Below are 25,559 nucleotides of genomic sequence, written 5' to 3'. Positions count from 1 at the left end.
CTCGCCGCCCATGAACGATCAGCCCTTGGACCTCGATCCCGCCCTCATCGACCGCTTCGCGGCAATCGTCGGCGACAAATATGCGTTGCGCGATCAGGCCGACATCGCGCCTTACATCACCGAGCGGCGCGGCCTTTGGCACGGCCGGACATCGCTGGTGCTGCGCCCCGGCAACGTCGAGGAAGTGAGCCGCATCATGCGGCTGGCAACCTCGACCGGAACCCCGATCGTGCCGCAAAGCGGCAACACCGGGCTGGTCGGCGCCCAGGTGCCGGATAAATCCGGCCGCGACATCGTGGTCTCGCTGTCGCGACTGAACCGCATCCGCGAGATCGATGTCCTGTCGAACACGGTGACCGCAGAGGCCGGCGTCATCCTGCAGACGCTGCAGGAAGCGGCCGACGCCGCCGACCGGCTGTTTCCGCTCTCGCTCGCTGCCCAGGGCTCCTGCCAGATCGGCGGCAATCTCTCCTCCAATGCCGGCGGCACCGGCGTGCTTGCCTACGGCAATGCGCGCGAGCTCTGCCTTGGCGTCGAGGTCGTGCTGCCGACCGGCGAGGTGTTCGACGATCTGCGCAAGCTGAAGAAGGACAACACCGGCTACGATCTGAAGAATCTCTTCGTCGGCGCCGAAGGGACGCTCGGCGTCATCACCGCCGCGGTGATGAAATTGTTCCCGAAGCCGAAGGGCAGGGAGGTGGCCTTTGCCGGCCTGCCATCGTCGCCGAAAGATGCGCTTTCGCTGTTCACCCTGGCGATGGATCGCGCCGGCGCATCGCTCACCGCTTTCGAGCTGATCGGCAAAAGGCCATACGATTTCACGCTCAAGCACGGGCAAGGCATCACGCGGCCGCTGGCCGACGACTGGCCGTGGTATGTGCTGATGCAGGTCTCTTCCGGCCGCTCCGAGGAAGACGGCAGGGCGCTGATCGAAGAAGTCCTGGCCGAGGCTCTCGATCAGGGCGTCGTCGGCGACGCGGTAGTATCGGCAAGCCTTGCCCAAGGCGACGCCTTCTGGAATTTCCGCGAGACGCTTCCCGAATGCCAGAAGCCCGAAGGCGCTTCGATCAAGCACGACATTTCGGTGCCGATCGCCTCGATCCCGGAGTTCATTGAAAAGGCGGCCGGCGTGGTGGAGGGAGTCTGCCCCGGCGCGCGCGTCGTCTGCTTCGGCCACATGGGCGACGGCAACCTGCACTACAACATCTCGCGTCCCGTGGATTGGCAGGACGAGGCGTTCCTCGAACTCTACCACCCTATGAACCAGGCCGTGCACGATGTCGTGCGCTCCTTCCATGGCTCGATCTCGGCCGAGCACGGCATCGGCCAATTGAAACGCGACGAGCTGATCGCCACGGCGCCGCCGATGGCGATCGACCTGATGCGCCGCGTGAAGGCCGCCTTCGATCCGGCAGGCATCATGAATCCCGGTAAGGTTATCTGATCCTCACCTCATCCGGCGGTCGGTCGCATTCCGATAACCATCGGCTCAGATCAGCAAAATTTAACCGACTTTCTTAAGCGCGCCGGTAAGAAGCGAGCGCTAATGTTTCTTCCCATAACGAGGCCGGAAAAACCGGCCCTGAGAGAACCGGAAAAACGGCCCTCAGGACTAACAGGGAAGACATCGATGAACACTGGACTGAAGCCAGTCTGGGCCGGGCGCAACATGCGTCTCGACCCATTTCGCCTGCCGCAGATGGTGAGCTATGCCACCCGCGACGACTATGGCGATGTGACCTTCACCATCGACCAGCGCGGCGCCGTCATCCGCCGTGTGCTGGAGATGAGCGGCGTGCCGGCGATCATCGCGCTGCCCCCCAATGCGTTCCGCGGCGTCGCCGCGCGCGCCATGGAGGATCCCGACGGCAACGTGACCGTGACGCTCGAGCTCCTCCACAATGATCCGATGCTGTCGGTGCCGCTCCTGGTCGCCGACGACCTCGACGACGTCGCCGCCGACTGGCGCGCCTGGGCCGATGCCTATCGCCTGCCGATGCTGCTGATCGAGGCCGACGGCATTGCCCGCACCCTGGAAGAATCGCTCGGCGCCGCCATCAAGGCGCTGCCGCCGCAGGAGCGCCGCAAGGGCCGTGTTTCCACCACGCGCCGCCCGCGCTTCCTCGCCCGCCGCAAGGCCGGCAATCTGGGGCTGAGACTCGTCATCGACGGCCAGGAGATTATCGCGAGGGAGTAGCGCGATTTTCCCTTCTCCCCTTGTGGGAGAGGGTGGATCGGCGCGCAGCGCCGAGACGGATGAGGGGTGTTCCAGCGGAGTGAGACGTCGGCTTTCCCTGGAGCACCCCTCATCCGCCCTTCGGGCACCTTCTCCCACAAGGGGAGAAGGGGAAGCCCCCGCTACACCAGCGGCTTCAGCCAAATCCACACCGACCCGCCGACCAGACCGAGGAAGATCAGCCAGCCGACCTGGTTGTTCGACTTGAACAGTTTCAGGCACTGGTCCGGATTGTTGATGTCGAGTCGGATGATCTGGCGCGCCATATGCGCGCCGGCGGCGATCAGCCCGGCCAGCGCCACGATCGGCACCTGGGCGGATGCAAAGGCGATGGCGAAGCAGACCAGCGCGCCGCCATAGAGTCCGGTGAGCCAGGTCTTGGTGTTGTCGCCGAACAGCCGCGCCGTCGAGCGCACACCGACGATGGCGTCGTCTTCCTTGTCCTGATGCGCGTAGATCGTATCGTAGCCGATCACCCACAGGATCGAGCCGATATAGAGCATGATCGCCGGATCATCGAGATCGCCGAATTCGACCGCCCAGCCCATCAGCGCGCCCCAGGAGAAGGCCAGCCCCAGCACCAATTGCGGCCAGTTAGTGATGCGCTTCATGAAAGGATAGACCGCGACGATCGCCAGCGAGGCGATGCCGAGCGGAATGGCGAAGCCGTTGAACTGCAACAGCACGGCCAAGCCCACCAGCGCCTGGATGATGACGAAAGCCCAGGCCTGGCGGCGTGTCACCTTGCCGGCGGGCAGCGGCCGCGAGCGCGTGCGCTCGACCTGGTTGTCAATGTCCTGGTCGGCGAGATCGTTATAGGTGCAGCCGGCGCCGCGCATGGCGACAGCGCCGATGAAGAACAGCAATAGATACCAAGGCGTCGGCAGCAGCGTCAGCAGCGGGTCGGTCGGGCGCGGATAGGCGCCCGCGGCAAGCGCTGCCGACCACCAGCAGGGCCATAAAAGCAGCTGCCAGCCGATCGGCCTGTCCCAGCGCGCAAGCTGCGCATAGGGCCAGAGCCAGCGCGGCAGCACGCGGTAGACCCAATGGCCGCTCGGCGCGTCGGCGACACGGCCCTGGATCGCTTTCGACTGGACGGTTTCCATCACGCTGGAGTGGCAGCAGCAAGCAGCGCCGTCAAGCGGCCGCGTTGTCGCTCAAGCGCTGAAAACCTAGGCGGTGAAAACATCGTGACCGGCAAACCATGCCTTGGCGACCTCGATGAAGGCGACCGCTGCCTTCGACAGGCGCTGGCGCGTGTCGTGGGTCAGGATGATGCGCTGCATGGGCAGCGGATCGGAGAGCGGCTTGCAGACCAGCGGCAGGCCGTCATAGCTGCGGTCGCCATAGGGCCTCGTATAGCTGATCGCGACGCCGAAGCCGTTGGCCACCATGGAGCGCTGCAGCTCGAACGAGTTGGTCGTCGCCCGGGCGACCGGCGAGAGGCCGCGGCTGAGGAAAAGGTCCAGCATATGCTGCCAGCTGTGCGGCTGGTCGGTGGTGATCAGCGGATGCTGCGCGAGCTCGGCCAGGCTGACGGCGTGCTTGTCCGCCAGCTCGTGGCCGGCGGGCAAAAGCGCGTGCGGCTGCAATTGATGCAGCAGAATGCGCTTGAAATGGCCTGGAAGGCCGAGATCGTAGGTGAGGCCGAGATCGACGGCGCTGTCGGCCAGGCGCCGTCCCAGCGTGTCGAAGGTTTCATCGCCGATGACGACGGTGACAGCCGGGCAGCGCTCGGCGAAGGCGCGCATCAGCGCCGGCGCGAAATAGGGCGCCAGATCCTCGAAGCAGCCGAGCGCCAGCTCGCCGCCGACATCGGCGTCACGCGAACCGAGCGCCGCCAGCTCGTCCGCCTCGCCCAGCACCTGCCTTGCCTTGGCCACGGCCCTGCGGCCGAAGGATGTCAGCGAAACGCCGCTGCCGCGCTGGCGCACGAACAGTTTCTGGCCCAGCGCGTCCTCGACATTATCGATCGCAACCGAGATGGACGGCTGCGACACGTTCAGCGTCTGGGCTGCCGCGGTCACGCTGCCATAGCGGGCCACGGCAACGACATAGCGCAATTGCGCGAGGGTCAGTCTCATAGGCTATAACTATAAACCAGATGGCAAGTTATTATTTTACCCGATGTCGGGCGCTTGCGATAGTCGCTTGCCAACTCAAGGAGAGCTCGCCATGGCCAGCCCGAAGATCGATGCCTCGACGATTGCCGATTATCAGCGCGACGGCGCGGTCTGCATTCCCGGCGCCTTCAAGGACTGGGTCGATGTCATCGCCGACGGCATCGAGCGCAATATGCGCAACCGCAGCGCCGCCGCCTCCGACATCGCCGGCGGCCAGGGCAGTTTCTTCGACGATTACTGCAACTGGGAGCGCATCCCGGAATTCGTCAGGATCGTGCGCGAGTCGCCGGCCGCCGAGCTCGCAGCCGCGGTCATGCAGTCGCGCAGCGCCCAGTTCTTCCACGACCACGTCCTGGTCAAGGAGCCCGGCACGCAGAAGCCGACGCCGTGGCACCAGGACATTCCCTACTACTTCGTCGAGGGCAGCCAGACGGTCAGCTTCTGGATCCCGATCGATCCGGTGAAGGAAGCGACGCTGAGGCTGATCGCCGGCTCGCACAAATGGGAAAAGATGGTGCTGCCGGTGCGATGGCTGAACGACGACAACTTCTACGCCGGCGAGGGCGGCTACCTGCCTGTGCCCGACCCCGACAACGACCCGTCGATGAAGGTGCTCGAATGGGAGATGGAACCGGGCGACGCCATCCTGTTCGACTTCCGCACCGCGCACGGTGCGCGCGGCAACCTGACGGCGGCGCGGCGCCGGGCGCTGTCGCTGCGCTGGGTCGGCGACGACGCACATTATGTCGAACGTCCCGGCCGCACCTCGCCGCCCTATCCGGGTCACGACATGAAGCCCGGCCAGAAACTGCGCGAGGATTGGTTCCCCGTCATTTTCCAGAGCTGAGGCATTTTTTCAGACCAAGTTGGGGACACAGCAATTTCTGATGGGTCCGCTATATTTGCGCCGGCAATCGCATGTTGGAGATTGGCCGAACCGGCCCGCCCTCGTCATCCACGGGCGGAGCAAGGAGCGTAGCGACGCGCGCAGACCCGAGGATCCATGCCGTGATGCTGAGGCGTTGCAGGGGTGCAGAATTCTGCTCCGTCGCGGCCCTCGATCAATGTCACGGCATGGATCCTAGGGTCTCCGCGACGGAGCTGCGCTCCTGCTTCGCCCTAGGATGACGACGTTGATGAAACTTCAGCCAATCACCAACGCTTGCGCCGATTTCACGGAAATGAACGGCCAACATCTTGCTCGCCGATAAACGGCAACCTCCCAAATCCCTGTACCGGGGACTGGCCGGCGGCGGGACTTGTCTCATCGGCCTTGATGAGGCCCACGTTCCCGTGCGCAATTGCCGCCAAAATGCCGAGACGCCTTGACCCGTCGCCCTCGGACCAATAGCGGGTTCAGGGAGACGATCAGCAAGAGGTGGCCATGAACGTTCTTCTTCTCGGTTCGGGCGGCCGCGAACATGCGCTTGCCTGGAAGCTCTCCACCTCGCCGCTGTTGACGAAGCTCTATGCCTCGCCCGGCAATCCGGGCATCGGCCGCGTCGCCGAACCGGTCAAGCTCGACGTCGCCGACCATTCCACCGTCGCCGCCTTCTGCCAGGAGAAGAAGATCGACCTCGTCGTGGTCGGCCCGGAAGGTCCGCTGGTGGCCGGCATCGCCGACGATCTGCGCGCCTGGGGCATCCGCGTCTTCGGCCCCTCCAAGGCGGCGGCGCGGCTCGAGGGCTCGAAGGGCTTCACCAAGGATCTTTGCGCCAAGTTCAACATCCCGACCGCCGCCTATGGCCGCTTCAGCGACCTCGCTTCGGCGAAAGCCTATGTCGAGAAGACCGGGGCGCCGATGGTCATCAAGGCCGACGGGCTCGCCGCCGGCAAGGGCGTTACCATCGCCATGACGCTCGATGAGGCGAACGCCGCGCTGGAAGCCTGTTTCGGCGGCGCCTTCGGCGCGGCCGGCGCCGAGGTCGTGGTCGAGGAATATCTGACCGGCGAGGAGGCAAGCTTCTTCTGCCTGTGCGACGGCGCCACGGCGCTCCCCTTCGGCACCGCGCAGGACCACAAGCGCGTCGGCGACGGCGATACCGGACCGAACACCGGCGGCATGGGCGCCTATTCGCCGGCGCCGGTGATGACGCCGGATATGACCGAGCGCACCATGCGCGAGATCATCGAGCCGACCATGCGCGGCATGGCCAATCTCGGCGCGCCCTTCGCCGGCATCCTCTTCGCCGGCCTGATGATCACCGACCAGGGCCCCAAGCTGATCGAGTACAACACCCGCTTCGGCGATCCCGAATGCCAGGTGCTGATGATGCGGCTGAAGGACGATTTGCTCGTCCTGCTCAACGCCGCCGTCGACGGCCAGCTCGCGCATATGTCGGTCCGCTGGAGCGACGAGACGGCGTTGACCGTGGTGATGGCGGCCACGGGCTATCCCGGCACGCCGGAAAAAGGTTCGGTCATCCGCGGCCTCGACGAGGCGGAAGCCGAGGGCGTCCAGGTCTTCCATGCCGGCACCGCCATCAATGGCGGTGCACTGGTCGCCAATGGCGGCCGCGTGCTCAACGTCACCGCGCTCGGCAAGACCGTCGGCGAGGCGCAGGCCAAGGCCTACGCGGCGATCGAGCATATAAACTGGCCGCAGGGCTTTTACCGCCACGACATCGGCTGGCGCGCCGTCGAGCGCGAGAAAGCCGGGGCCTAATTCCGGAATTCAGGCGGCCGCGCTCTTGCGCCGGCCTCGCGCCCAGGCCGGCAGCCAGTCGCCATGCGCGGCAAGCAGGTCGTCGACCAAGGACCAGATCTGATCGAGGTCGAGCTCGGCCGCCGTATGCGGGTCCATCATCGCCGCATGGTAGATGTGCTCGCGGTTCTCGCTCATCAGCGCCCGCACCGTCAGCTCCTGCACATTGATATTGGTGCGGATCAGCGCCGTCAGCTGCGGCGGCAACTCGCCGATGTAAGTGGGCTGGATGCCGGAGGCATCGACCAGGCACGGCACTTCCGCCGCGCAGTCGAAAGGCAGCGAGGTGATGCAGCCATTGTTGCGCACATTGCCGTAGATCACCGACGGCTCGCCGGTCCACACCGAATTCATGATCGAGGAGGCATATTCCTTCGACTGCTCGACCTCGATCCGCTCGGCCGAGCGATAGGCTTCCGCCTGGCCCTTCCAGCGCTCGATCTGCTCGATGCAGCGTTTCGGATATTCGTCGAGCGGAATGCCGTATTTCTCGATCAGGTCGGGTCGGCCGTCCTTGATGAAATAGGGCGTGTATTCGGCGAAATGCTCCGAGCTTTCGGTGACGAAATAGCCGAGCCTGGTCAGCATCTCGTAGCGCACCTTGTTCGGGCAGCGCGGGTTCCAGCCGGGTTTTGGCGCACGACCCTCGCGATAGGCGCGCACGAGGTCGGGATAGAGGTCGCGGTAGGTGCCGTCCGGCTGGCGATGCTCGAACTTGAGATAAAAGGCCATGTGGTTGATGCCGGCCGAGCGGTAGCGGATCTCCTCATAGGGAAGGTCGAGATCATGCGCCAGTTCCATCGCCGTGCCCTGCACCGAGTGGCAGAGCCCGACCTGCTTGATCGTGGGATATTTCTCGGCGATCGCCCAGGTGTTGATCGCCATCGGGTTGACATATTGCAGCATGATCGCCTCGGGGCAGACCGCGAGCATGTCCTCGCAGATCTTCCATAGATGCGGCACGGTCCTGAGGCCCCGCATGATGCCGCCGACGCCGAGCGTGTCGGCGATGGTCTGGCGCAGGCCGTATTTCTTCGGCACCTCGAAGTCGGTGACGGTGCAAGGCTCGTAGCCGCCGATCTGGAAGGCGACGACGACGAAGTCGGCGCCGGAAAGCGCCTTGCGCTGGTCGGAATAGGTCTCGGCCTTCGCCTTGACGCCGAGCGTCGCGATCAGCTTGTTGACGACGACGGCGCTTTCTTCCAGCCGCTGCGGGTTGATGTCCATCAGCGCGATGGTGGCGCCCGACAGCGCCGGCCGCTGCAGCACGTCGCCGACGATGTTCTTCATGAACACCGTCGAGCCTGCGCCGATGAATGTGATCCTGGGATTTCTTGCCACTGTAAAAACCTCCGGCACTTCTAAGCCACGTCGAAAGCGGCCCTGACGAGCCGTTCGGTGTAGGCGGTCTTGGGATTGGAAAGGACCTCGTCGACGGGTCCCTGCTCGACGATCTTGCCGTGCTGCATGACGATGACGCGGTGGCAGAGCGCCCGCACCACCTTGAGGTCGTGCGAGATGAAGAGATAGCTCAGGCCGCGCTCGTCCTGCAGCTTGCGCAACAGGTCTATGATCTGCGCCTGCACCGAAAGGTCGAGCGCCGAAGTCGGCTCGTCGAGCAGGATGAATTCGGGCTCCAGCGCGATGGCGCGCGCGATCGCGATGCGCTGTCGCTGGCCGCCGGAGAACTCGTGCGGGAAGCGCGACAGGATGTTGCCGGGCATGCCGGCGCTGACCAGCGCCTCGCGCACCCGCTCGTTCCGCTCGCGCCGCGTCGCTCCCAGCCTGTTGACGACCAGGCCTTCCTCGATGATCTGGCCGATCGTCATGCGCGGGTTGAGCGAGGAGAACGGATCCTGGAAGACGACCTGCATGCGCGAGCGCAGCGGCCGCATCTCGGTGCGCGATAGCTTCTCGATTGGCTGGCCGTCGAAGCGGATCTCGCCGCGCTTGGCGTCGGCCAGCCTGATCAGTGCCTGGCCGAAGCTGGTCTTGCCGGAGCCGGATTCGCCGACCAGCCCCAGCGTCTCGTGACGGCAAAGCTTCAGGTCAAGATCATCGACCGCGACCAGCTCGCGCCAGTCCGGCTTGAGGAACGAGCCGTGGCGCAGCATGAAGCAGACGCGCACGCCGTTCGCCTCGAGGATGGTGCCGCTGCCCTCCGGCAGCGGCTGCGGACGGCCGCGCGGCTCGGAGGCGAGCAGCCGCTGCGTGTAAGGGTGCCGCGGATCGGCGAACAGCCGCTCGGTGACGTTGTGCTCGCGCATTTCGCCATGCTGCATGACATAGACGTAGTCGGAGAACTTGCGCACCACGGTGAGATCGTGGGTGATCAGGATCACCGCCATCCGCAGTTCCTTCTGCAGGTTGCGGATCAGGTTCAGGATCTGCGCCTGCACGGTGACGTCGAGCGCCGTGGTCGGCTCGTCGGCGATCAGAACGTCGGGCTCGTTGGCCAAGGCCATGGCGATCATCACCCGCTGCCGCTGACCGCCCGACAGCTGATGCGGATACTGCTTGAGCCTTGCTTCCGGCTCAGGGATCTGGACATGCCGTAGAAGCTCGAGCGCGCGCGCCCAGGCTTGCCTGCGGCCGACTTTGCGATGCACCCGGATCGCCTCGACGATCTGGCTGCCCACCGTGTAGATCGGGTTGAGCGAGCTCATCGGCTCCTGGAAGATCATCGAGATGCGGTTGCCGCGCAGCTTGCGCCGGGCGCTCTCGGGGAATTTCAGGATGTTCTGCCCGAGATATTCGACGCTCGATCGCGGCGAGACGGTTGCCCGCCTGGACAGCAGCCCCATGACGGTGCGCGCCGTCACCGACTTGCCGGAGCCGGATTCGCCCACGATCGCGATCGTCTCGCCGCGATAGATCTGGAAGGAGACGTCCTTGACCGCCTCGACGGTGCCGTGCTCGACCTTGAACGCGACCTCGATGTTGCGGGCGTCGATGACGGGTTGGTCGTGGCGTCCGCCATGGTCGAACCGGACGGCCGGCGCGAGGGAGTCTGCGATCGCGATCGTCGTCATCCGGCCACCTCAATAAGGATCGACGGCATCGCGCAGGCCGTCGCCCAGCGCGTTGAAGGCAAAGACGGTGATCAGCACGAAGCCGACCGGCGACAGGATCCACGGATAGGTGCCGATGACCGAATAGGTCGCGGTGTCCTGCAGCATCAGGCCCCAGGAGATCAGCGGCGGCTTCACCGCGAAGCCGAGGAAACCGAGGAAGGATTCGAGCAGCACCACGGTCGGGATCGCCAGCGTCACGGCGACGATCACATGGCTCATCACATTGGGGAAGATGTGCTGCATGATGATGCGCCGATCGGTGGCCCCGACCGCCATGGCGGCGCGCACATAGTCGATCCGCGCCAGCGCCAGCGTCTTGCCGCGCACCTCGCGCGACATCTGCGCCCAGCCCAGCGCCGACATGACGATGATGACGAAGGCGAGGAAGACATTGGTCGGCGCGGTGACCGGGATCAGCGTCGTCAGCGCCAGATAAAGCGGCAATTGCGGGAAGGCGAGCACAAGCTCGACGAAGCGCTGCATCCAGACATCGAACTTGCCGCCGAAATAGCCGGAGATCATGCCGACGCTGGTGCCGATGACCGTGATGATGAAGACCACCGTCAGCGCGATCATCAGCGACACGCGCGAGCCGTGGATGGCGCGCGACAGCACATCGCGGCCGAACTTGTCGGTGCCGAGGAAATGTACCGGCTGGCCGTCCATCGAGGCGAAGAAATGCCGGTTCATCGGGACGAGACCGAGAAGCTTGTAGGGCGCGCCTTCGACGAAGAAGCCGAGCAGCCTTGGATGGTCGTAGTCGGGGCCGACGATCGGCTGGAAGGTGACCGGATCGAGATCGGCTGAATCGGCCAGCGCATAGACCCGCGGCCGCGCGACGAAATTGCCGTCCTTGTCGTGGAAGGCGGGCAGTTGCGGCGGCGCGAAGGCGACGTCGGTCGCCTTGGGGTCCATCGGCGCCAGGAATTCGGCGAACACCGCCATGACAAGCAAGAGCGCGACCAGGCAAAGCCCGGCCATGCCGGTCCACGAACGCTTCAGCCGGCGCCAGACAAGCGCGATGTAGCTCTCATTGCCATGCGCGGCTTCGGCCACCGGGACGCTTTCGGCCGGCAAGGGCGTAAGGGATGGGGGCGGGGGTAAGGGATCGCGGGCCAGCATCTAGCGCTCCCCGAACTGGCGGATGCGCGGGTCGAGCAGGACCAGCAGCATGTCGGCGATGATGTTGCCGACGATCAGCGTCGCCGACAGCACCATCATGAAGGTCGCCGTGACATAGACGTCGCCAACCGCCATCGAGCCGACGATCGCCGGGCCGACAGTGGGCAGCGCGAAGATGATTGCCGTCTCGATCTCGCCGGTGAGCATATAGGGCAGCACCACGCCCTGATACATCACCAGCGGATGCAGCGCGTTGGGCACGGCGTGCCGCATCACCACGGCGCCGCCGGTAAGGCCTTTGGCCTTGGCCGTTTCGACATATTGCGCGTTGAGCGTGTCGAGCAGATTGCCGCGCATCACGCGCATATTGTAGGCGAGGCCGCCGAAGGTCGCGATCGCCACAACCGGCCAGACATGTTTGACCAGGTCGACGAACTTCGCCCACGACCAGGGCGCGCCGCCATATTGCGGCGAGAAGAACGAGCCGATCTCGGAGACGTTGAACTGGAAGACCAAGAGGTAGACGATGATCAGCGCCATCAGGAAGCGCGGCACCGTCATGCCGAGGAACGAGATCGCCGAAAGTGTCGAATCGATCCAGCTGTACTGACGCGTTGCCGCCCATATGCCGAAGGTGATGCCAAGCACCGAGGCGAGCAGATGGCAGACCAGCGCCAGAAGCAAGGTGCGCGGCAGGCGCTCGCCCACCACATCGGCCACGGGCTTGTTGTAGTAGAGGCTGTAGCCGAAATCGCCGCGGGTGACGATGCCGCCGATCCAGTTGAGATACTGGATGGGCAGCGGCCTATCGAGGCCATGCTCGACGCGGTAAGCCTGGGCTTGCGCTTCAGCCTCGGCGTAGGAAGCGCCGCCCTGGTTGATCAGCTGCGAGCGGATGTAATCCGCATAGTCGCCGGGCGGCGCCTGGATGATGGCGAAGGTGACGAGGCTCAAGATGGCGAGGACGGGAAGCGCCGACGCTATGCGCATAAGCAGGAATCGCAGCATGGGCGGTCAGCTTCCTTTCTGGCCGGTCGCTCCCTGAGGTGCGTTCGGAGGTTTCGTTGTCCGGCCGCGCCGCGGCGCGGCCGGACGTCTTTTCGTCAGGGGAGGTAAACCTTACATCGGACCCTTGTCACCCGGTTTGCCGGGAAGCTCCTCCGGATACAATTCGTGCTTCGCCTGCTTGTCGGCGGCGACGAAGACACGTTCGCGGATGATCGAATCCTCGGCCCAGTTGAACATGTAGATCGGCGTGCCTTGCGGAATGTTCGAGAAGCGCTTGTTGATGATGAGCGCGCCCGGATACTCGGTCAGCCCGACATTGTAGACATGCTCGGTCGATATCTTCTGGAACTTTCGCATCAGGTCGGCACGCTGATCGTTGTCCTGCGTCGTCACGAACTTGTTGACGATGTCCACGAGGTCCTTCTCGAAGGGCATCAGGTCGACTTCGCCGCTTTCCGGCGCGCGGTGATTCCAGCTGGTCTTCGGGCCGACGGGAGCAAGTTGCTCGGTGTTTTGCACCACCGAGGTGAGCTCGGTCTCGTTGCGCCGGATCAGCCAATCGAAACGGCCGGAATATTGGATGGCGTCGCGCTGCGTTCCGTTGACCCCGTTGAGGACGACCCTCAATCCGAGCTTTTCCATCTGCGCGACGACGCCTTCGGCGAGGCTCTTGTCGGTGGTGTAGTCGTTGTTGACCAGCATCACGATCTCGACATTCTTGCCGCCCGCGGTGCCGGCCGGGAAGTTCACGATGCCGTCGCCGTCGGTGTCCTTCAGCCCGGCCTTGGCAAGCTCGGCCTTGGCGCCTTTGAGATCGAACGGATAGTAGACGGTCGACTTGCGGTCATAGAAGCTGGTGCCCGACGAGAAGCCGCCCGGATAGATGGCGGTAAACGGACCCTTGACCAGCGAATCGCCCAGCGCCTTGCGGTCGAGCGCCATGGTCACCGCCTTGCGGAAGTCCTCGTTGCGGTTCAATTCGCGCAGCGCCTGGCCGCGTTCATCCGGGTTGCCCCAGCCATTGGCGGAAAAATTCATGCGCAGATTGTAGCCGATGAGGCGCGGGCCGAAGGCAAGCCGGGCCGGCGCGTTCGGGTCGGCCGCGCGCTTCAGCGAGGCGACGAAATTCTCGGGCTGCTCAAGGTTCGAGAAGTCGCCGGAGCCCGCCACCGCCTGGACGTCGCGGTCGGCCCAGGTCGACAGCTTGTATTGCAGCTCGTTGAGATAGGGCAGCTGGTTGCCCTTTTCGTCGACCTTCCAATAGTAGGGGTTGCGCCGCAAGACGATGATATCGTCCGGCCGGTATTCGACCGGTACCCAGGCGCCCATCACCGGCATGTTCATGTAATCCGGCGGGAAGGCGTTCTTGAACTGGTCGTAGGTATTCTTCGAATATTTCGGATGCTGCGGCTTCAGGATATGCGAAGGGCCGGGACAGAAGGTGCCGTAGGCCATCGCATAGAGATATTGCCGCGGGAACGCCTCCTTGAAGGTCCACTCGACGGTGTAGTCGTCGACCTTCTTCAGCGTCGTGCCGACGCCGAAGGTTTCGGGCGTGGCGCCGTTCAGCGGCGAGACGTTGGGATCGACGACCTCGTCATCCCAGTAGAACATGACGTCGTCGGCGTTGAAGGGCGCGCCGTCCGACCATTTGGCGCCTTCGATCAGATGCATGGTGAGCTTGTGGCCGTCACTCGACCAGTCCCAGCTCTTGGCAAGGTTCGGAAGCGGCTCGGTGTCCTTGGCCTCGACCTGGAACAGCGGCGCCGTGCGCGTCAGGCATTCGGACAAGCCGATATCGATGCCGCCCCAGCCTTGCGTCTGGCCGGCGCCGTAGTTCCAGCCTTCCGGCCTGCCGCCGATGACGTGGCGCATCGTGTCGCCATAGACGCCGATGCCGTCGGGCATGTTGCCGGTCTTGAAGACCAGCGGCTCCTTGGGCAGTCTGTCCTTGACCGGCGGCAACTTGCCGGTCTTGACGTATTTCTCCGTTACCCAGTCCGGCTCGTGATATTCGGGCAGCGCCTTGAACTCCAGGATGGAGTCGCGCGCCACATAGTGGATCTTGCCTTCGGCCGGGAATGTCGCCGGCTGCGGCGGCATGGTCGGTTCGGACGCGAAAGCGTTGAGTGCATGGACTGAAACGCTCAGCATCAGCCCGGCGGCGATGCCAATTCTATGCAGGTTCCTCATAGTCTCCTCCCAGATGTTTGGATGTCTGCTGTTGCCCGCCTCTTGTTCGGGACGGCTCATTCCGACGGGACCTGCCTCCTGCAGGTCCGGCTGCTTGTCCCAGTCTCAGCCGGCCTGTTTCAGCGCCGCCTTCTCGGCGCGCAATTCCTCGATCGAGCGCACGCTGCGCCGCGCCGCGCCCGCCCATTCACGCGTCTTGACCTTGGATTTCGAAAGCCGCTCCTTGGCCGCCGGAACGGCATGCGCATATTGCGGCAGCCATTGAGCCTGCGCGACGACCATCTCGTCCACCATCTGCCAGACCTCTTCCGGCGTCGACACGGCTCCGACCAGCGGATCGTGCAGCACGGCGAGCTTCAACAGGTCGATGTCGCCGGCGATGGCGGCATGCACCGACATGCGCTGGACGTTGATCGAAGCCATGCAGGTGGCCGCGCAGGCTTCCGGCAAGGTGATGCCGGCCGCCATGTTGATGCCGAACCGGTCGACGAAGCCGGGCGATTCGATGATGGCATCCTGCGGCAGGTTGGTGATCACGCCGTTGTTCTTGACGTTGAAATGGCCGCGATAGACGCGATTGGTCTCAAGCGCCTCGAGGATGTGGCTGGCGTGTTCGTTCGAGCGTTTTGCCGGGTCGATCGGTTTCGAGGCCGCTTCGAGAAATTGCGGATATTCCGTCTCGAACCAGTTGCGGGTTTCGGTCGAGTAGCGCAGGTAGCCGCCCGTCTCGCCATGGATCCAGTCCGACATGTCGATCCAGCGCGCGATCTCGTCGGGACGCTTGCGATACCAGGGCAGATATTCCGACAGGTGGCCGTTGCTTTCGGTCGAATAGACCCCAAAACGCTTCAGCACGTCGATGCGCAGCTTTTCCTGCTTCGAATAGACCGGATGCGCCTCGAAGGCGGAGATCAATTCGTCCTTGCCGACCGGCCGGCCGTTCAGCTTGAGCTCGATGAACCAGGTCTGGTGGTTGATGCCGGAGCAGACGTAGTCGAGCTCCTTGGGCGACTTTGCGCCGAGCACCTGGGCAATCTGCTCGGCGCCATGCTGAACGCCGTGGCAGAGGCCGACCGTGTCGACCTTGCCGTATTCGATCGCGGCCCAGGTGTTCATCGCCATCGGGTTGGCGTAGTTGAGGAACTTGGCGCCGGTCGCGGCGACCTCGCGGATGTCCCGGCAGAAGTCGAGGTTCACCGGAATGTTGCGCTGGCCGTAGAGGATGCCGCCGGCGCAGATCGTGTCGCCGACGCATTGGTCGATGCCGTATTTCAGCGGGATGCGGATGTCGTCGGCATAGGCTTCGAGCCCGCCGACGCGCACGCAGCTGATGATATAGCGCGCGCCCTCCAGCGCCTCGCGGCGGTTGGTGGTCGCCGTCACCTTGGTCGGCAACTTGTTCGCCTCGACGATCCTGTCGAGGATCGCCTTGATCATCGCCAGATTGTGCTCGCTGACATCAGTCAGCGCGAATTCGATATCCTCGAACTCCGGCACGCATAGAATGTCGGTGAACAGCTTCTTGGTGAATCCGACGCTGCCGGCGCCGATAATAGCGATTTTGAAACTCATCACCTTCACCTCGATCCAATCGAATGCTAGGCAAGGAGCAAAGGAGAGAACATGGCCGCGCGCAACAGCGCGCATGCCATCCAAAGCCGGAAATCCGGCTCTTTCTCCTCCCGCCCGCTCCTCGACCGCGGGTCTTTCGCGTTCTTGAGGGCCGGATTATGCGCTTATTCGCCGAGGGAGCCAGAGAAGGATTATGCTTTCGAGGGTAATTTTGTGCTGCGGGACCTGATCGCCAATGGAAAGCTGATGCGGACGATCTCGCTGCCGCGCGGCCGCCAGCGCCTGCATGCCATGCCGACCAGCACGGGCTATGAACTGCGCGAGGACGAGGCATATGACTGGGACGGCAGGAAGCGCGGCCAGACCCCGTTCACCGTGCTCCAGCATACGATCAGCGGCACCGGCCAATTGCGCTACGAGAGCCGCAATTACCGCCTGCAGGCGAACGACACGCTGCTGGTTCTGGTGCCGCACAATCATCGCTACTGGTTGGCCAAGGGCGACCGCTGGGAATATTTCTGGATCTCGATGAACGGCGAGGAGGCGCTGCGCATCCACAAGTCCATCCTCAGCGTCTCGGGCCCGGTGCTGCGGCTGCAGCCGGCCACCATCGATCACCTTGCCGATTGCAGCCTGCGGCTGATCAAGGGCGCCGCTTCGCCAGGCGCGGCCTCGGCGATCGCCTACGAGGCGGCAATGGCGCTTTATGACGACGTCTTCGGCTCGCACGCCTTCGCCGAGAAGCAAAGCGCCATGCAACCGGTCATCGACCACATCAACGCCAATCTCGACAAGCCGCTGCCGGTGGCAGAGCTGGTTCAGATCAGTGGCTTGAGCCGCGCCCATTTCTCGCGCTGCTTCGCCGAGAGCGAAGGATTGCCGCCGGCCGAATTCGTGCTGCAGCAGCGCCTGCAACGCGCGGCGAAACTCCTGACCAAGGCCGATTTCCTGCCGGTTAAGGAAGTCGCGGTGCTGTGCGGCTTCGAGGACGCGAACTACTTCTCCAAGGTCTTTCGCCGCTGTTATGGCATCAATCCGACGCAGTTTCGCACCACCGGCATGTATGCCAGCCTGGGCAGCCATCGTTGATGTCCTCGGCTCCTGGAAGAAGTCGGCTCTTGGAAGAAGTCAGCGCTTGGCGCTGTCGAGCGCCGTCGAGGCGGTGCTGACCGGATCGGCGGCAGCGGCGAAGGCCGCGTCGATCTGCTCGGGCGTGCGCTGTCCGGAGCGTTTCCAGGCGACATATTGCGCGATGCCGAAGCCGGCGCGCCGCGGCACCGTCTTCACCACCGGCATGCGGAATCCGTCGCGGAATGTCTCCCAGCGCGCACCGAGCACCGCCACCATCTCCTCGAAGGTCGGCGGCGCCGCCACGTCGGCATAGGTGATCGTCACCTTGCCGGCGAGCGCCGCTTCGCGCGAGAGCGGCACCGGGATCGAGGCGAGGTAGTCGGCCGGCACGTCGAGCAGGCCGCCGAAGGCCCATTGCCGGCGCAACTCGTCGGCGCTCATCGGCGCGACGCTGACGTCGATGTCGTTGGGCGTGCCGGGTACACGATATGGACAACGGAAACGTCCGCAATTGGTGTGCGCCGAGAATTGCCAGAGCGCGTAGCCCTGCCAGTTGCCCATCGGAAAATGCACGTCGATGTCGGGCTTGTAGCGTGCATACCAGAGCGGCAGCCGCGACAGGAGCCGATATTGGTAGCGGTTGTCGGCGATATACTGGGCGGTCTTGCCGTTGACATAGAGCACCGGGAAGCGGCCGAGGCGGCGATGCACCTGGCGCACGAATTCTTCCGCGTCCTCCAGCGACATCCATTGCGTTGCATCGATGCCTTCGATGTCGAGGGCCATCAGCTCGTCGGGCGCCGGCTCGGCGAAATCGATGAAATTATTGGCCTGCTCGACCGGGTTGCCGGGCCGCGCCAGGTGATAGGCGCCCCATTTCAGGCCAAGCGCCTTGGCCACCACCTTGCGCGTCTGGAACAATTCGCGCGTCACCGCATAGCGCTTCCACTGCGCCTTGCAGAGTTTGACGTCGGCTTCGTCGCCGAAGCAGAAATAGGGCGGCGGCAACCCGTCGGACGCCTTGTTGATGAAGCCGGCGACACGCTTGTCGGTGACGAGCTGCTGCCAGTCGATCGAATTGTATTCGTAGGCGTCGATCACCAGCGGGCGGTCGGCATTCTTCCAGGGCTCGGAGAAATCCGAGGCCTTTGCCGCCGTGCCCAGCGCAATCGCCGCCGCGAGAAGCGCCAGGCGGCGAAGAGGGCGCGCCGGCTTTTTCAATCAGGGTGTCCCCACTGACCAGAGAACGATCCTGAACCGCTATGGTTAAGGAAGTGCTTTCAAAACATCGGCTGCTTCGACCTGCTCCGAAACGTCAAAAAAGTATCGGTCGGGTGGACAAGCCGTGGTGGCAGGCGTTTCAATTGCCGCCTAAGCTTCAATCACGGCGGCCAGTGGGAATACACAGGCCTGCCTGACGAAGCGCAGCAACCGGTCCCAAGACCGGACCCGCGCGGGGAGGAAATGAAGATGAATCCGGACCTGGAAGTCGTCCAGATCAGACAGGGAGAGTCGTTCAAGGCCTGGGCCCACGGCTATCCTTTCCGCACCGTGCGCTGGCACTTCCATCCCGAATACGAGCTGCATCTGGTCGTCGCCACCACCGGCCGCTATTTCGTCGGCGATTTCATCGGCGAGTTCGAGCCGGGCAATCTGGTGCTCACCGGGCCCAATTTGCCGCACAACTGGGTCAGCGACGTGCCGCCGGGCGAGACCGTGCCGCTGCGTGGCCGCGTCGTTCAATTCTCGGAAGAATTCATCGCTGGTGCCTCCGCCGCGCTGCCCGAACTTGCCGCCTGCGCCGGCATCCTCGAAACCAGCCGCCGCGGCGCGCTGTTCTCGCCGGCGACGGCTGAGCTCGTGGCGCCCCTGCTGGCGGAACTGACCGAGGCGCAGGGCGTGCGCCGCCTGTCGCTGTTCATGGCTGTGCTCGACATTTTGAACCGTGCCGGGGATGTCCGCACGCTGGCCAGCGCCGGCTATCTCCCTGATCCCTCCGGCTTCATGTCGGCCGGCATCAACCAGGCGCTCGCTTACATCAATTGTCACCTGACCGAGCCTTTCAGCGAAGGGACGCTTGCCGAGATCGCCGGGCGCAGCCCGAGCGCCTTCTCGCGCAGCTTCCGCCGCCACACCGGAATGGCACTGGTGCAGTATGTCAACCGCCTGCGCATCAACCTTGCCTGCCAGCTGCTGATGAGCGAGGACCAGATGTCGATCACCGAAATCTGCTACGCCGCCGGCTACAACAACATCTCGAATTTCAACCGTCAGTTCCTGGCGCAGAAAGGCATGTCGCCTTCGCGCTTCAGGGCCTTGTTGGCTGAGAATATCAACGCGGAGATAGCCGCCTAACAGGGAGGAAGCGGGAGGAGCCTAGAGCAATTGCGAAGCGGTTGAACGCGGCGAGCTTGCCGTAGCCTCCGTCCGTAATTGGTCAAACAATAAGAGATTCAGGGAAGGAAGGACGCGGGGTGCGGAGCACCCTGTGCTGGAGATCGTTTGTTCCGAATCCAGCACGTTCAGGAGGATGCTTGTAGAGTTTACCGGGGTCAGATCGATCCTCGGCCGCTGACAATACTCCTCCCAACAGTTCGACATGCAGTCAAGGCCTGGCGCGTCGTCCACCGCGCAGGTCCTCGTGAAACCATTTCTCGAAACGGAGACATTCGAATGACCAGACATGCTTGGAAATCGCCGTTTGCCTTTAAATCGACGATCGCGGCCGTTTTCGCGGTCTCGCTGCTCGGCAGCACCGCGGCCTTCGCCGACACGGTAACCGATGCTACGGTTGCCTTCCTGATGCCCGACCAGGCGTCGACCCGCTACGAGCAGCACGACTATCCCGGCTTCGTCGCCGAGATGAAGAAGCTCTGCCCGGGGTGCAAGGTGATCTATCAGAACGCCGACGCCGATGCGGCCCGTCAGCAGCAGCAGTTCAATTCGGTGATCTCGCAGGGCGCCAAGGCGATCGTCCTCGACCCGGTCGATTCGACCGCCGCCGCCTCGCTGGTGAAGCTCGCCCAGAGCCAGGGCGTCAAGGTGATCGCCTATGACCGGCCCATCCCGACGGCGCCCGCCGATTTCTACGTCTCCTTCAACAATGAAGGCATCGGCAAGGCTATCGCCGACTCCCTGGTCGAGCACCTCAAGGCTCTGAAGGTCGACCCCGCCGGCGGCGGCCTGCTGCAGATCAACGGCTCGCCGACCGACGCTGCCGCCGGCCTGATCAAGAAGGGCATCCACGAAGGCCTCGACAACAGCGGCTATCCGATCCTGGCCGAGTTCGACACGCCTGAATGGGCGCCGCCGAAGGCACAGCAATGGGCGAGCGGCCAGATCACCCGCTTCGGCACCAAGATCCTCGGCGTCGTCGCGGCCAATGACGGCACCGGCGGCGGCGCGATCGCCGCTTTCAAGGCAGCAGGCGTCGATCCGGTTCCACCGGTGACCGGCAATGACGCGACCATCGCGGCGCTGCAGCTGATCATCGCCGGCGACCAGTACAACACCATCTCCAAGCCGAGCGAGATTGTTGCGGCCGCCGCGGCCAACGTGACCGTCAAGCTGTTGTCGGGCGAAAAGCCGAAGGCAGAGATGACGCTCTACGACACGCCCTCGCAGCTGTTCACGCCGGCGGTGGTGACGCAGGAGAACCTCAAGGCCGAGATCATCGACAAGAAGATCAACACGGCGGCCGAACTCTGCGTCGATCGCTATGCCGAGGGCTGCAAGAAGCTCGGTATCACGAAGTGATCCATATGGCATCCGGCCGCTCCTTGGCGGCCGGATTCCCAGGGAACGGCAGTCAGAAAGGCGGCGCATGAGTGAGAGTCTTGAAGAGTCGGCTTCCGTCGGCGAGCTGGTGCTCAGCCTGCGCGGCATATCGAAGAATTTCGGCGCCGTTTCGGCGCTGACCGATATCGATTTCGATGTCCATGCCGGCGAAGTTGTAGCCCTGGTCGGCGACAACGGCGCGGGCAAGTCGACGCTTGTCAAGATCCTCGCCGGCGTGCACCAGCCGAGCGCGGGAACGATCAATTTCCGCGGCAAGCCCGTCACGCTGCCAGACCCGCGCGCGGCGCTGACGCTCGGCATCGCCACAGTGTTCCAGGACCTGGCGCTCTGCGAAAACCTCGATGTGGTCGCGAACATTTTCCTGGGCAACGAGCTCAGTCCGCTGCGGCTGGACGAGGTGGCGATGGAGATGCGGGCCTGGACGCTGCTCAACGAATTGTCGGCGCGCATCCCGAGCGTGCGCGAGGCGGTCGCCTCGCTGTCCGGCGGCCAGCGCCAGACGGTCGCCATCGCGCGCTCGCTGCTGCTCGAGCCGAAACTCATCCTGCTCGACGAGCCGACCGCGGCGCTTGGCGTCGCCCAGACGGCGGAGGTGCTCAACCTTATCGACCGCGTCCGCGCGCGCGGCCTCGGCGTCGTGATGATCAGCCACAACATGGAAGATGTCCGCGCCGTCGCCGACCGCATCGTGGTGCTGCGGCTGGGGCGCAACAACGGCGTCTTCGAGCCCGACGCCTCGAACCAGGATCTGGTGAGCGCCATCACCGGCGCGTCCAACAACGCGGTGTCGCGCCGCGTCGAGCGCCTGCGCATGGAGCGCGATCACAGCGGCAGCGCACAGGCGGGGGAGCAACGCCCATGACGGCAGAGAAAAGCACCTCCGCCCCGATAGCCCTCGACCGCGCCGATGCGCGAGTGAAGCATGAAGCCGGCTTCGGCGGCGCGCTCCGCGCCTTCCTCGACCGCGTGCGTAGCGGCGATCTCGGCTCCCTGCCGGTCATCGTCGGCCTGGTGGTCATCTGGACCGTATTCACCAGCCTCAATCCCGTGTTCGTTTCCAGCAGCAATCTGGTCAATCTTCTCTTCGACTGCTCGACGGTCGGCGTCATCGCGCTCGGCATCGTCTGCGTGCTGATGGTCGGCGAGATCGACCTTTCCGTCGGCTCGATCAGCGGCTTCGCCTCCGCGATAGTCGGCACGCTCTGGGTCAACCAGGGATGGCCGGTCGCGCTCGCCATCCTGGCGGCGTTGGCCTTCGGCGCCCTGATCGGCTCGCTCTATGCCATTTTGTTCAACCGTCTGGGCATGCCGAGCTTCGTTTCGACGCTGGCCGGCTTGCTCGCGGTGCTGGGCATGCAGCTCTACATTCTCGGCTCCACCGGCTCGATCAACCTGCCATACGGCTCCGCTTTGGTGGATTTCGGCCAGCTGATGGTGATGCCGAAATGGGTATCGTACACGCTGGCAGCGATCCCGGGCCTGGCGCTGCTGATCTCCGGGCTTCGCACCTTCGCGCGCCGCCGGGCGGCCAACCTGTCGGCACCGTCCGTGACCGGGCTCATCGTGCGCGTCGCCGTCATTACCGTCGGCCTCGAGCTGATCGTCGCCTATCTCAACCAGTCACGTGGCATCCCGTGGATGTTCGGCCTGTTCGTCGGTCTCGTCGTGGCGATGAACTATGCGCTGACCCGGACCAAATGGGGGCGCTCGATGACCGCCGTCGGCGGCAACCGCGAGGCGGCGCGCCGTGCCGGCATCAAGGTGCGCGCCATCTATCTCAGCGCCTTCGCGCTGTGCTCGCTCTTTGCCGCGCTCGGCGGTGTGCTTGCGGCCGCCAGGCTTGCTTCCGCCAGCCAGCAGGCCGGCACCGGCGACGTCAACCTAAACGCCATCGCGGCCGCGGTCATCGGCGGGACCAGCTTGTTCGGTGGCCGCGGCAGCGCCTATTCCGCGCTGCTCGGCATCATCGTCATCCAGTCGATCGCCAGCGGCCTGACGCTGCTCGATCTGTCCTCGTCGCTTCGTTACATGATCACCGGTGCCGTTCTGGCCATCGCCGTGATCGTCGATTCCCTCGCGCGCCGTTCCCGTGCTTCGCACGGCCGCGCCTGAACAGTTCAAACGAGAAGGGTACACATGGCTCACAATCTTTCTGGAAAAGTCGCCGCGGTCACCGGCGCGGCATCGGGCATCGGCCTCGAATGCGCCAGGGCTATGCTTGCGGCCGGCGCCCGCGTCGTTCTGGTCGACCGCGCGGAGGACAGGCTGAAGGAGGTGGTCGCCGAGCTCGGCGACGGCGCGATCCCCCTGGTGGTCGACCTCACCAGCCCCGCTAGCGTGGCGACCATGATGCCCGGCATCCTCGACAAGGCCGGCCAGCTCGACATCTTCCACGCCAATGCCGGCTCCTATGTGGGCGGCGAGATCCTCAACGGCGATCCGGATGCCTGGGACCGCATGCTGAACCTCAACATCAACTCGGTGTTCCGCTCGGTGCACGCGGTGCTGCCGCATATGGTCGAACGCAAGACCGGCGACATCATCGTCACAAGTTCGATTGCGGGCCTCGTCCCTGTCGTCTGGGAACCGGTCTACACGGCCTCCAAGCACGCCATCCAGGCCTTCGTCCATACGCTGCGCCGGCAGGTCGCCAAGCATGGCCTGCGCGTCGGCGCGGTGGCGCCCGGACCGGTGGTGACGGCGCTGATCAGCGATTGGCCGAAGCAGAAGCTCGAGGACGAGCTGGCGGCCGGCGGACTGATGCAGCCCACGGAGGTCGCGGACGCCGTCCTGTTCATGCTGACGCGGCCGAGAAACGTCACCATTCGGGATCTGGTGATCCTGCCGCAGAGCAATGATTTGTAGGCAATAGGAATTAGGCAGTAGGGAATAAGGAAAGAGGCGGTTGCCTCCGGCCATCCAACACGGACCATCTCCTACTGCCTACTGCCTACTGCCTACTGCCTACTGCCTACTGCCCTACCTTTGAGGTTCTCATGCCTTCCCACTTTCTCGGCATCGATGTCGGCACCGGCAGCGCGCGCGCCGGCGTCTTTGACGAGCGCGGCGAGCTGCTCGCTTCCGCCAAACGGGACATTGCGCTCTTCGTCGAGCCCGGTGAGATCGCCGAGCAGTCGAGCCGGGACATCTGGGAGGCCGTGTGCGCCAGCGTGCGCGAGGCGGTCGGGAAGGCGGGCGTCGATCCCCGGGAAATCGGTGGCATCGGCTTCGACGCGACCTGTTCGCTGGTGGTGGTCGGCGACGAGGGCGAACCTTTGCCGGTCGGCCGCTCGGGAGATAGCGACAGGAACATAATCGTCTGGATGGACCACCGAGCCCTCGACCAGACCAGGCGCATCAACGCCCTGCGGCATCCGGTCCTCGACTATGTTGGCGGCGTCATATCGCCGGAAATGGAGACGCCGAAGCTTTTGTGGCTCAAGGAGAACCTGCCGGGGACCTTTGCCCAAGCGCGGCATTTCTTCGACCTGGCCGACTATTTGACCTGGCGCGCCACGGGCAGCCTTGCCCGCTCGGTCTGCACGCTCGCCTGCAAATGGACCTATCTCGGCCACGAGCGGCGCTGGGACGAAAGCTATTTCCATGCCGTGGGGCTCGGCGAGCTTGCCGACGAGGGTTTTATCCGCATCGGCACCGACGTGGTCGATCCCGGCACGGCGCTGGGCGCCGGCCTGACGGAAGCGGCCGCCGGTGAATTGGGACTGGTTCCAGGCACCGTCGTCGCTGCCGGGCTGATCGACGCCCATGCTGGCGGCATCGGCACCGTGGGGGCTGCGGGCGAAGCCGGCACCATCGCCTCGCGCATGGCCTATGTGCTCGGCACCTCTGCCTGCACCATGGCAAGCAGCGAAGGCCCGGCCTTCGTCCCGGGAGTCTGGGGACCCTACTATTCCGCCATGGTGCCCGGGCTCTGGCTGAGCGAAGGCGGCCAGTCGGCGGCCGGAGCGGCCATCGATCTCCTGGTGCATTTCCACCCGGCCGAAGCCGAGGCCTCCGCGCGCGCCGCGGCCGAAGGCAAATCCCTGGTCGACTGGCTGGCCGCGGCCGCCACGGCGGGTTCGCCCGACCTGTCGGCCGCGGCCAGGCTCGCGGGAAGCATCCATGTCGTCCCCGAATTTCTCGGCAATCGCTCGCCCTTGGCCGATCCCGATGCGCGCGGCCTGATCGCCGGGCTTGGCACCGACCGTTCCGTCGAAAGTCTCGTCGGCCTCTACGTGGCCGGGCTTTGCGGCCTCGGCTACGGCGTGCGTCAGATCGTGGCGGCGATGGCGTCATCCGGTCTTGTCGTCGACACCATCGTCATCAGCGGCGGCGCCGGGCAGTCGCCACTGGTGCGGCAACTGCTTGCCGACGCCGCCGGCTTGGCGGTCGCCGCGTCGCAATCGCCCGAACCGGTGCTGCTGGGTGCTGCGATGCTCGGAGCTGTCGCGGCTGGCCGGTATGCGGACCTTTCGACCGCCATGCCTGCCATGTCCCGGCTTGGCGATGTTTTCACCCCGGCGACCGGTGAAATGCGGGCTTGGCATGACAGGCGCTACGAAGCCTTTCTGGCCCTGCAGGCAGTGGGCCGCAGCGTACGCTGAGGGAGTCGCTTTATCCTTGCGCAATTCCGGACGGAAAACCGCGCTCCACTTTTC

20 protein-coding genes are annotated in these 25,559 nt (G+C 64.5%); 11 read left to right on the top strand and 9 right to left on the bottom strand.

Going from position 1 to position 25,559, the window contains the following annotated elements; translation table 11 throughout:
* The first annotated feature begins 10 nt into the window (after positions 1 to 10).
* Complete coding sequence (locus tag LB535_RS12980; protein ID WP_224632464.1) at positions 11 to 1,444, top strand: FAD-binding oxidoreductase; 1,434 nt, start codon at positions 11 to 13, stop codon at positions 1,442 to 1,444.
* 186 nt (positions 1,445 to 1,630) lie between these two features.
* Positions 1,631 to 2,197 (top strand): DUF6101 family protein, encoded by a 567-nt coding sequence (locus LB535_RS12975; protein ID WP_071074058.1) that lies wholly within the window; start codon positions 1,631 to 1,633, stop codon positions 2,195 to 2,197.
* A 161-nt stretch (positions 2,198 to 2,358) separates the two neighbouring features.
* Here LB535_RS12975 and ubiA read toward each other — a convergent pair whose 3' ends face one another.
* Positions 2,359 to 3,342, bottom strand: coding sequence for a 4-hydroxybenzoate octaprenyltransferase (ubiA, locus tag LB535_RS12970; RefSeq protein ID WP_224632665.1), 984 nt, complete (start codon positions 3,340 to 3,342; stop codon positions 2,359 to 2,361).
* A gap of 66 nt (positions 3,343 to 3,408) precedes the next feature.
* The gene (locus LB535_RS12965; protein WP_224632463.1) at positions 3,409 to 4,320 is read right to left on the bottom strand and encodes a LysR family transcriptional regulator; all 912 of its coding nucleotides are present in this window, start codon (positions 4,318 to 4,320) and stop codon (positions 3,409 to 3,411) included.
* A 91-nt stretch (positions 4,321 to 4,411) separates the two neighbouring features.
* Between LB535_RS12965 and LB535_RS12960 the strand changes: the two genes are divergently transcribed.
* The gene (locus tag LB535_RS12960) at positions 4,412 to 5,206 is read left to right on the top strand and encodes a phytanoyl-CoA dioxygenase family protein (RefSeq protein WP_224632462.1); all 795 of its coding nucleotides are present in this window, start codon (positions 4,412 to 4,414) and stop codon (positions 5,204 to 5,206) included.
* Between the two features lie 537 nt (positions 5,207 to 5,743).
* On the top strand, positions 5,744 to 7,024 hold the full coding sequence (gene purD / locus LB535_RS12955; RefSeq protein WP_224632461.1) for a phosphoribosylamine--glycine ligase: 1,281 nt from the start codon (positions 5,744 to 5,746) through the stop codon (positions 7,022 to 7,024).
* 9 nt (positions 7,025 to 7,033) lie between these two features.
* On the opposite strand, the gene LB535_RS12950 is transcribed toward purD, so the two are convergent.
* From LB535_RS12950 to LB535_RS12925, 6 genes are all read right to left on the bottom strand, one after another.
* Positions 7,034 to 8,404, bottom strand: a complete 1,371-nt coding sequence (locus tag LB535_RS12950) for an alpha-glucosidase/alpha-galactosidase (protein WP_224632460.1) — start codon at positions 8,402 to 8,404, stop codon at positions 7,034 to 7,036.
* A gap of 20 nt (positions 8,405 to 8,424) precedes the next feature.
* Complete coding sequence (locus LB535_RS12945; RefSeq protein WP_224632459.1) at positions 8,425 to 10,095, bottom strand: ABC transporter ATP-binding protein; 1,671 nt, start codon at positions 10,093 to 10,095, stop codon at positions 8,425 to 8,427.
* Between the two features lie 9 nt (positions 10,096 to 10,104).
* The gene (locus LB535_RS12940; protein ID WP_224632458.1) at positions 10,105 to 11,259 is read right to left on the bottom strand and encodes an ABC transporter permease; all 1,155 of its coding nucleotides are present in this window, start codon (positions 11,257 to 11,259) and stop codon (positions 10,105 to 10,107) included.
* A complete protein-coding gene (locus LB535_RS12935) occupies positions 11,260 to 12,267 on the bottom strand; it encodes an ABC transporter permease (RefSeq protein WP_224632457.1) in 1,008 nt (335 codons plus the stop codon).
* A 111-nt stretch (positions 12,268 to 12,378) separates the two neighbouring features.
* Positions 12,379 to 14,460, bottom strand: coding sequence for an ABC transporter substrate-binding protein (locus tag LB535_RS12930; protein WP_224632456.1), 2,082 nt, complete (start codon positions 14,458 to 14,460; stop codon positions 12,379 to 12,381).
* 105 nt (positions 14,461 to 14,565) lie between these two features.
* Positions 14,566 to 16,032 carry an alpha-glucosidase/alpha-galactosidase gene (locus LB535_RS12925; protein WP_224632455.1) on the bottom strand — a complete coding sequence of 489 codons (1,467 nt, stop codon included), beginning with the start codon at positions 16,030 to 16,032 and terminating at the stop codon, positions 14,566 to 14,568.
* Between the two features lie 246 nt (positions 16,033 to 16,278).
* Here LB535_RS12925 and LB535_RS12920 point away from each other — a divergent pair, with 246 nt between their 5' ends.
* Complete coding sequence (locus LB535_RS12920) at positions 16,279 to 17,121, top strand: AraC family transcriptional regulator (RefSeq protein WP_263482280.1); 843 nt, start codon at positions 16,279 to 16,281, stop codon at positions 17,119 to 17,121.
* 39 nt (positions 17,122 to 17,160) lie between these two features.
* Here the strand turns inward: LB535_RS12920 and LB535_RS12915 are convergent, their stop codons facing one another.
* Positions 17,161 to 18,324, bottom strand: coding sequence for a glycoside hydrolase family 25 protein (locus LB535_RS12915; protein ID WP_224632454.1), 1,164 nt, complete (start codon positions 18,322 to 18,324; stop codon positions 17,161 to 17,163).
* A 249-nt stretch (positions 18,325 to 18,573) separates the two neighbouring features.
* Between LB535_RS12915 and LB535_RS12910 the strand changes: the two genes are divergently transcribed.
* The 6 genes from LB535_RS12910 to LB535_RS12885 all read left to right on the top strand — a co-directional run bounded on the left by LB535_RS12910 (position 18,574) and on the right by LB535_RS12885 (position 25,505).
* Positions 18,574 to 19,458 (top strand): AraC family transcriptional regulator, encoded by an 885-nt coding sequence (locus tag LB535_RS12910; protein ID WP_224526442.1) that lies wholly within the window; start codon positions 18,574 to 18,576, stop codon positions 19,456 to 19,458.
* Positions 19,459 to 19,776: 318 nt separating this feature from the next.
* A complete protein-coding gene (locus tag LB535_RS12905) occupies positions 19,777 to 20,859 on the top strand; it encodes a sugar ABC transporter substrate-binding protein (RefSeq protein ID WP_224632453.1) in 1,083 nt (360 codons plus the stop codon).
* 67 nt (positions 20,860 to 20,926) lie between these two features.
* Positions 20,927 to 21,763 carry an ATP-binding cassette domain-containing protein gene (locus tag LB535_RS12900; protein WP_224632452.1) on the top strand — a complete coding sequence of 279 codons (837 nt, stop codon included), beginning with the start codon at positions 20,927 to 20,929 and terminating at the stop codon, positions 21,761 to 21,763.
* A complete protein-coding gene (locus LB535_RS12895) occupies positions 21,760 to 23,013 on the top strand; it encodes a sugar ABC transporter permease (RefSeq protein WP_224632451.1) in 1,254 nt (417 codons plus the stop codon). Before LB535_RS12900 ends, LB535_RS12895 begins: the two co-directional genes overlap by 4 nt.
* Positions 23,014 to 23,037: 24 nt before the next feature.
* Positions 23,038 to 23,766: an SDR family oxidoreductase gene (locus LB535_RS12890; protein ID WP_224632450.1), complete on the top strand. Its 729-nt coding sequence runs from the start codon at positions 23,038 to 23,040 to the stop codon at positions 23,764 to 23,766.
* A 131-nt stretch (positions 23,767 to 23,897) separates the two neighbouring features.
* Positions 23,898 to 25,505 (top strand): FGGY-family carbohydrate kinase, encoded by a 1,608-nt coding sequence (locus tag LB535_RS12885; protein ID WP_224632449.1) that lies wholly within the window; start codon positions 23,898 to 23,900, stop codon positions 25,503 to 25,505.
* Positions 25,506 to 25,559 lie beyond the last annotated feature (54 nt).

This window comes from Mesorhizobium sp. CA10, from assembly GCF_020165285.1.
Classification (GTDB): Bacteria; Pseudomonadota; Alphaproteobacteria; order Rhizobiales; family Rhizobiaceae; genus Mesorhizobium.
The sequence above is the reverse complement of the archived record's forward strand: the minus strand, read 5'-3'. Positions and strand labels throughout refer to the sequence as shown.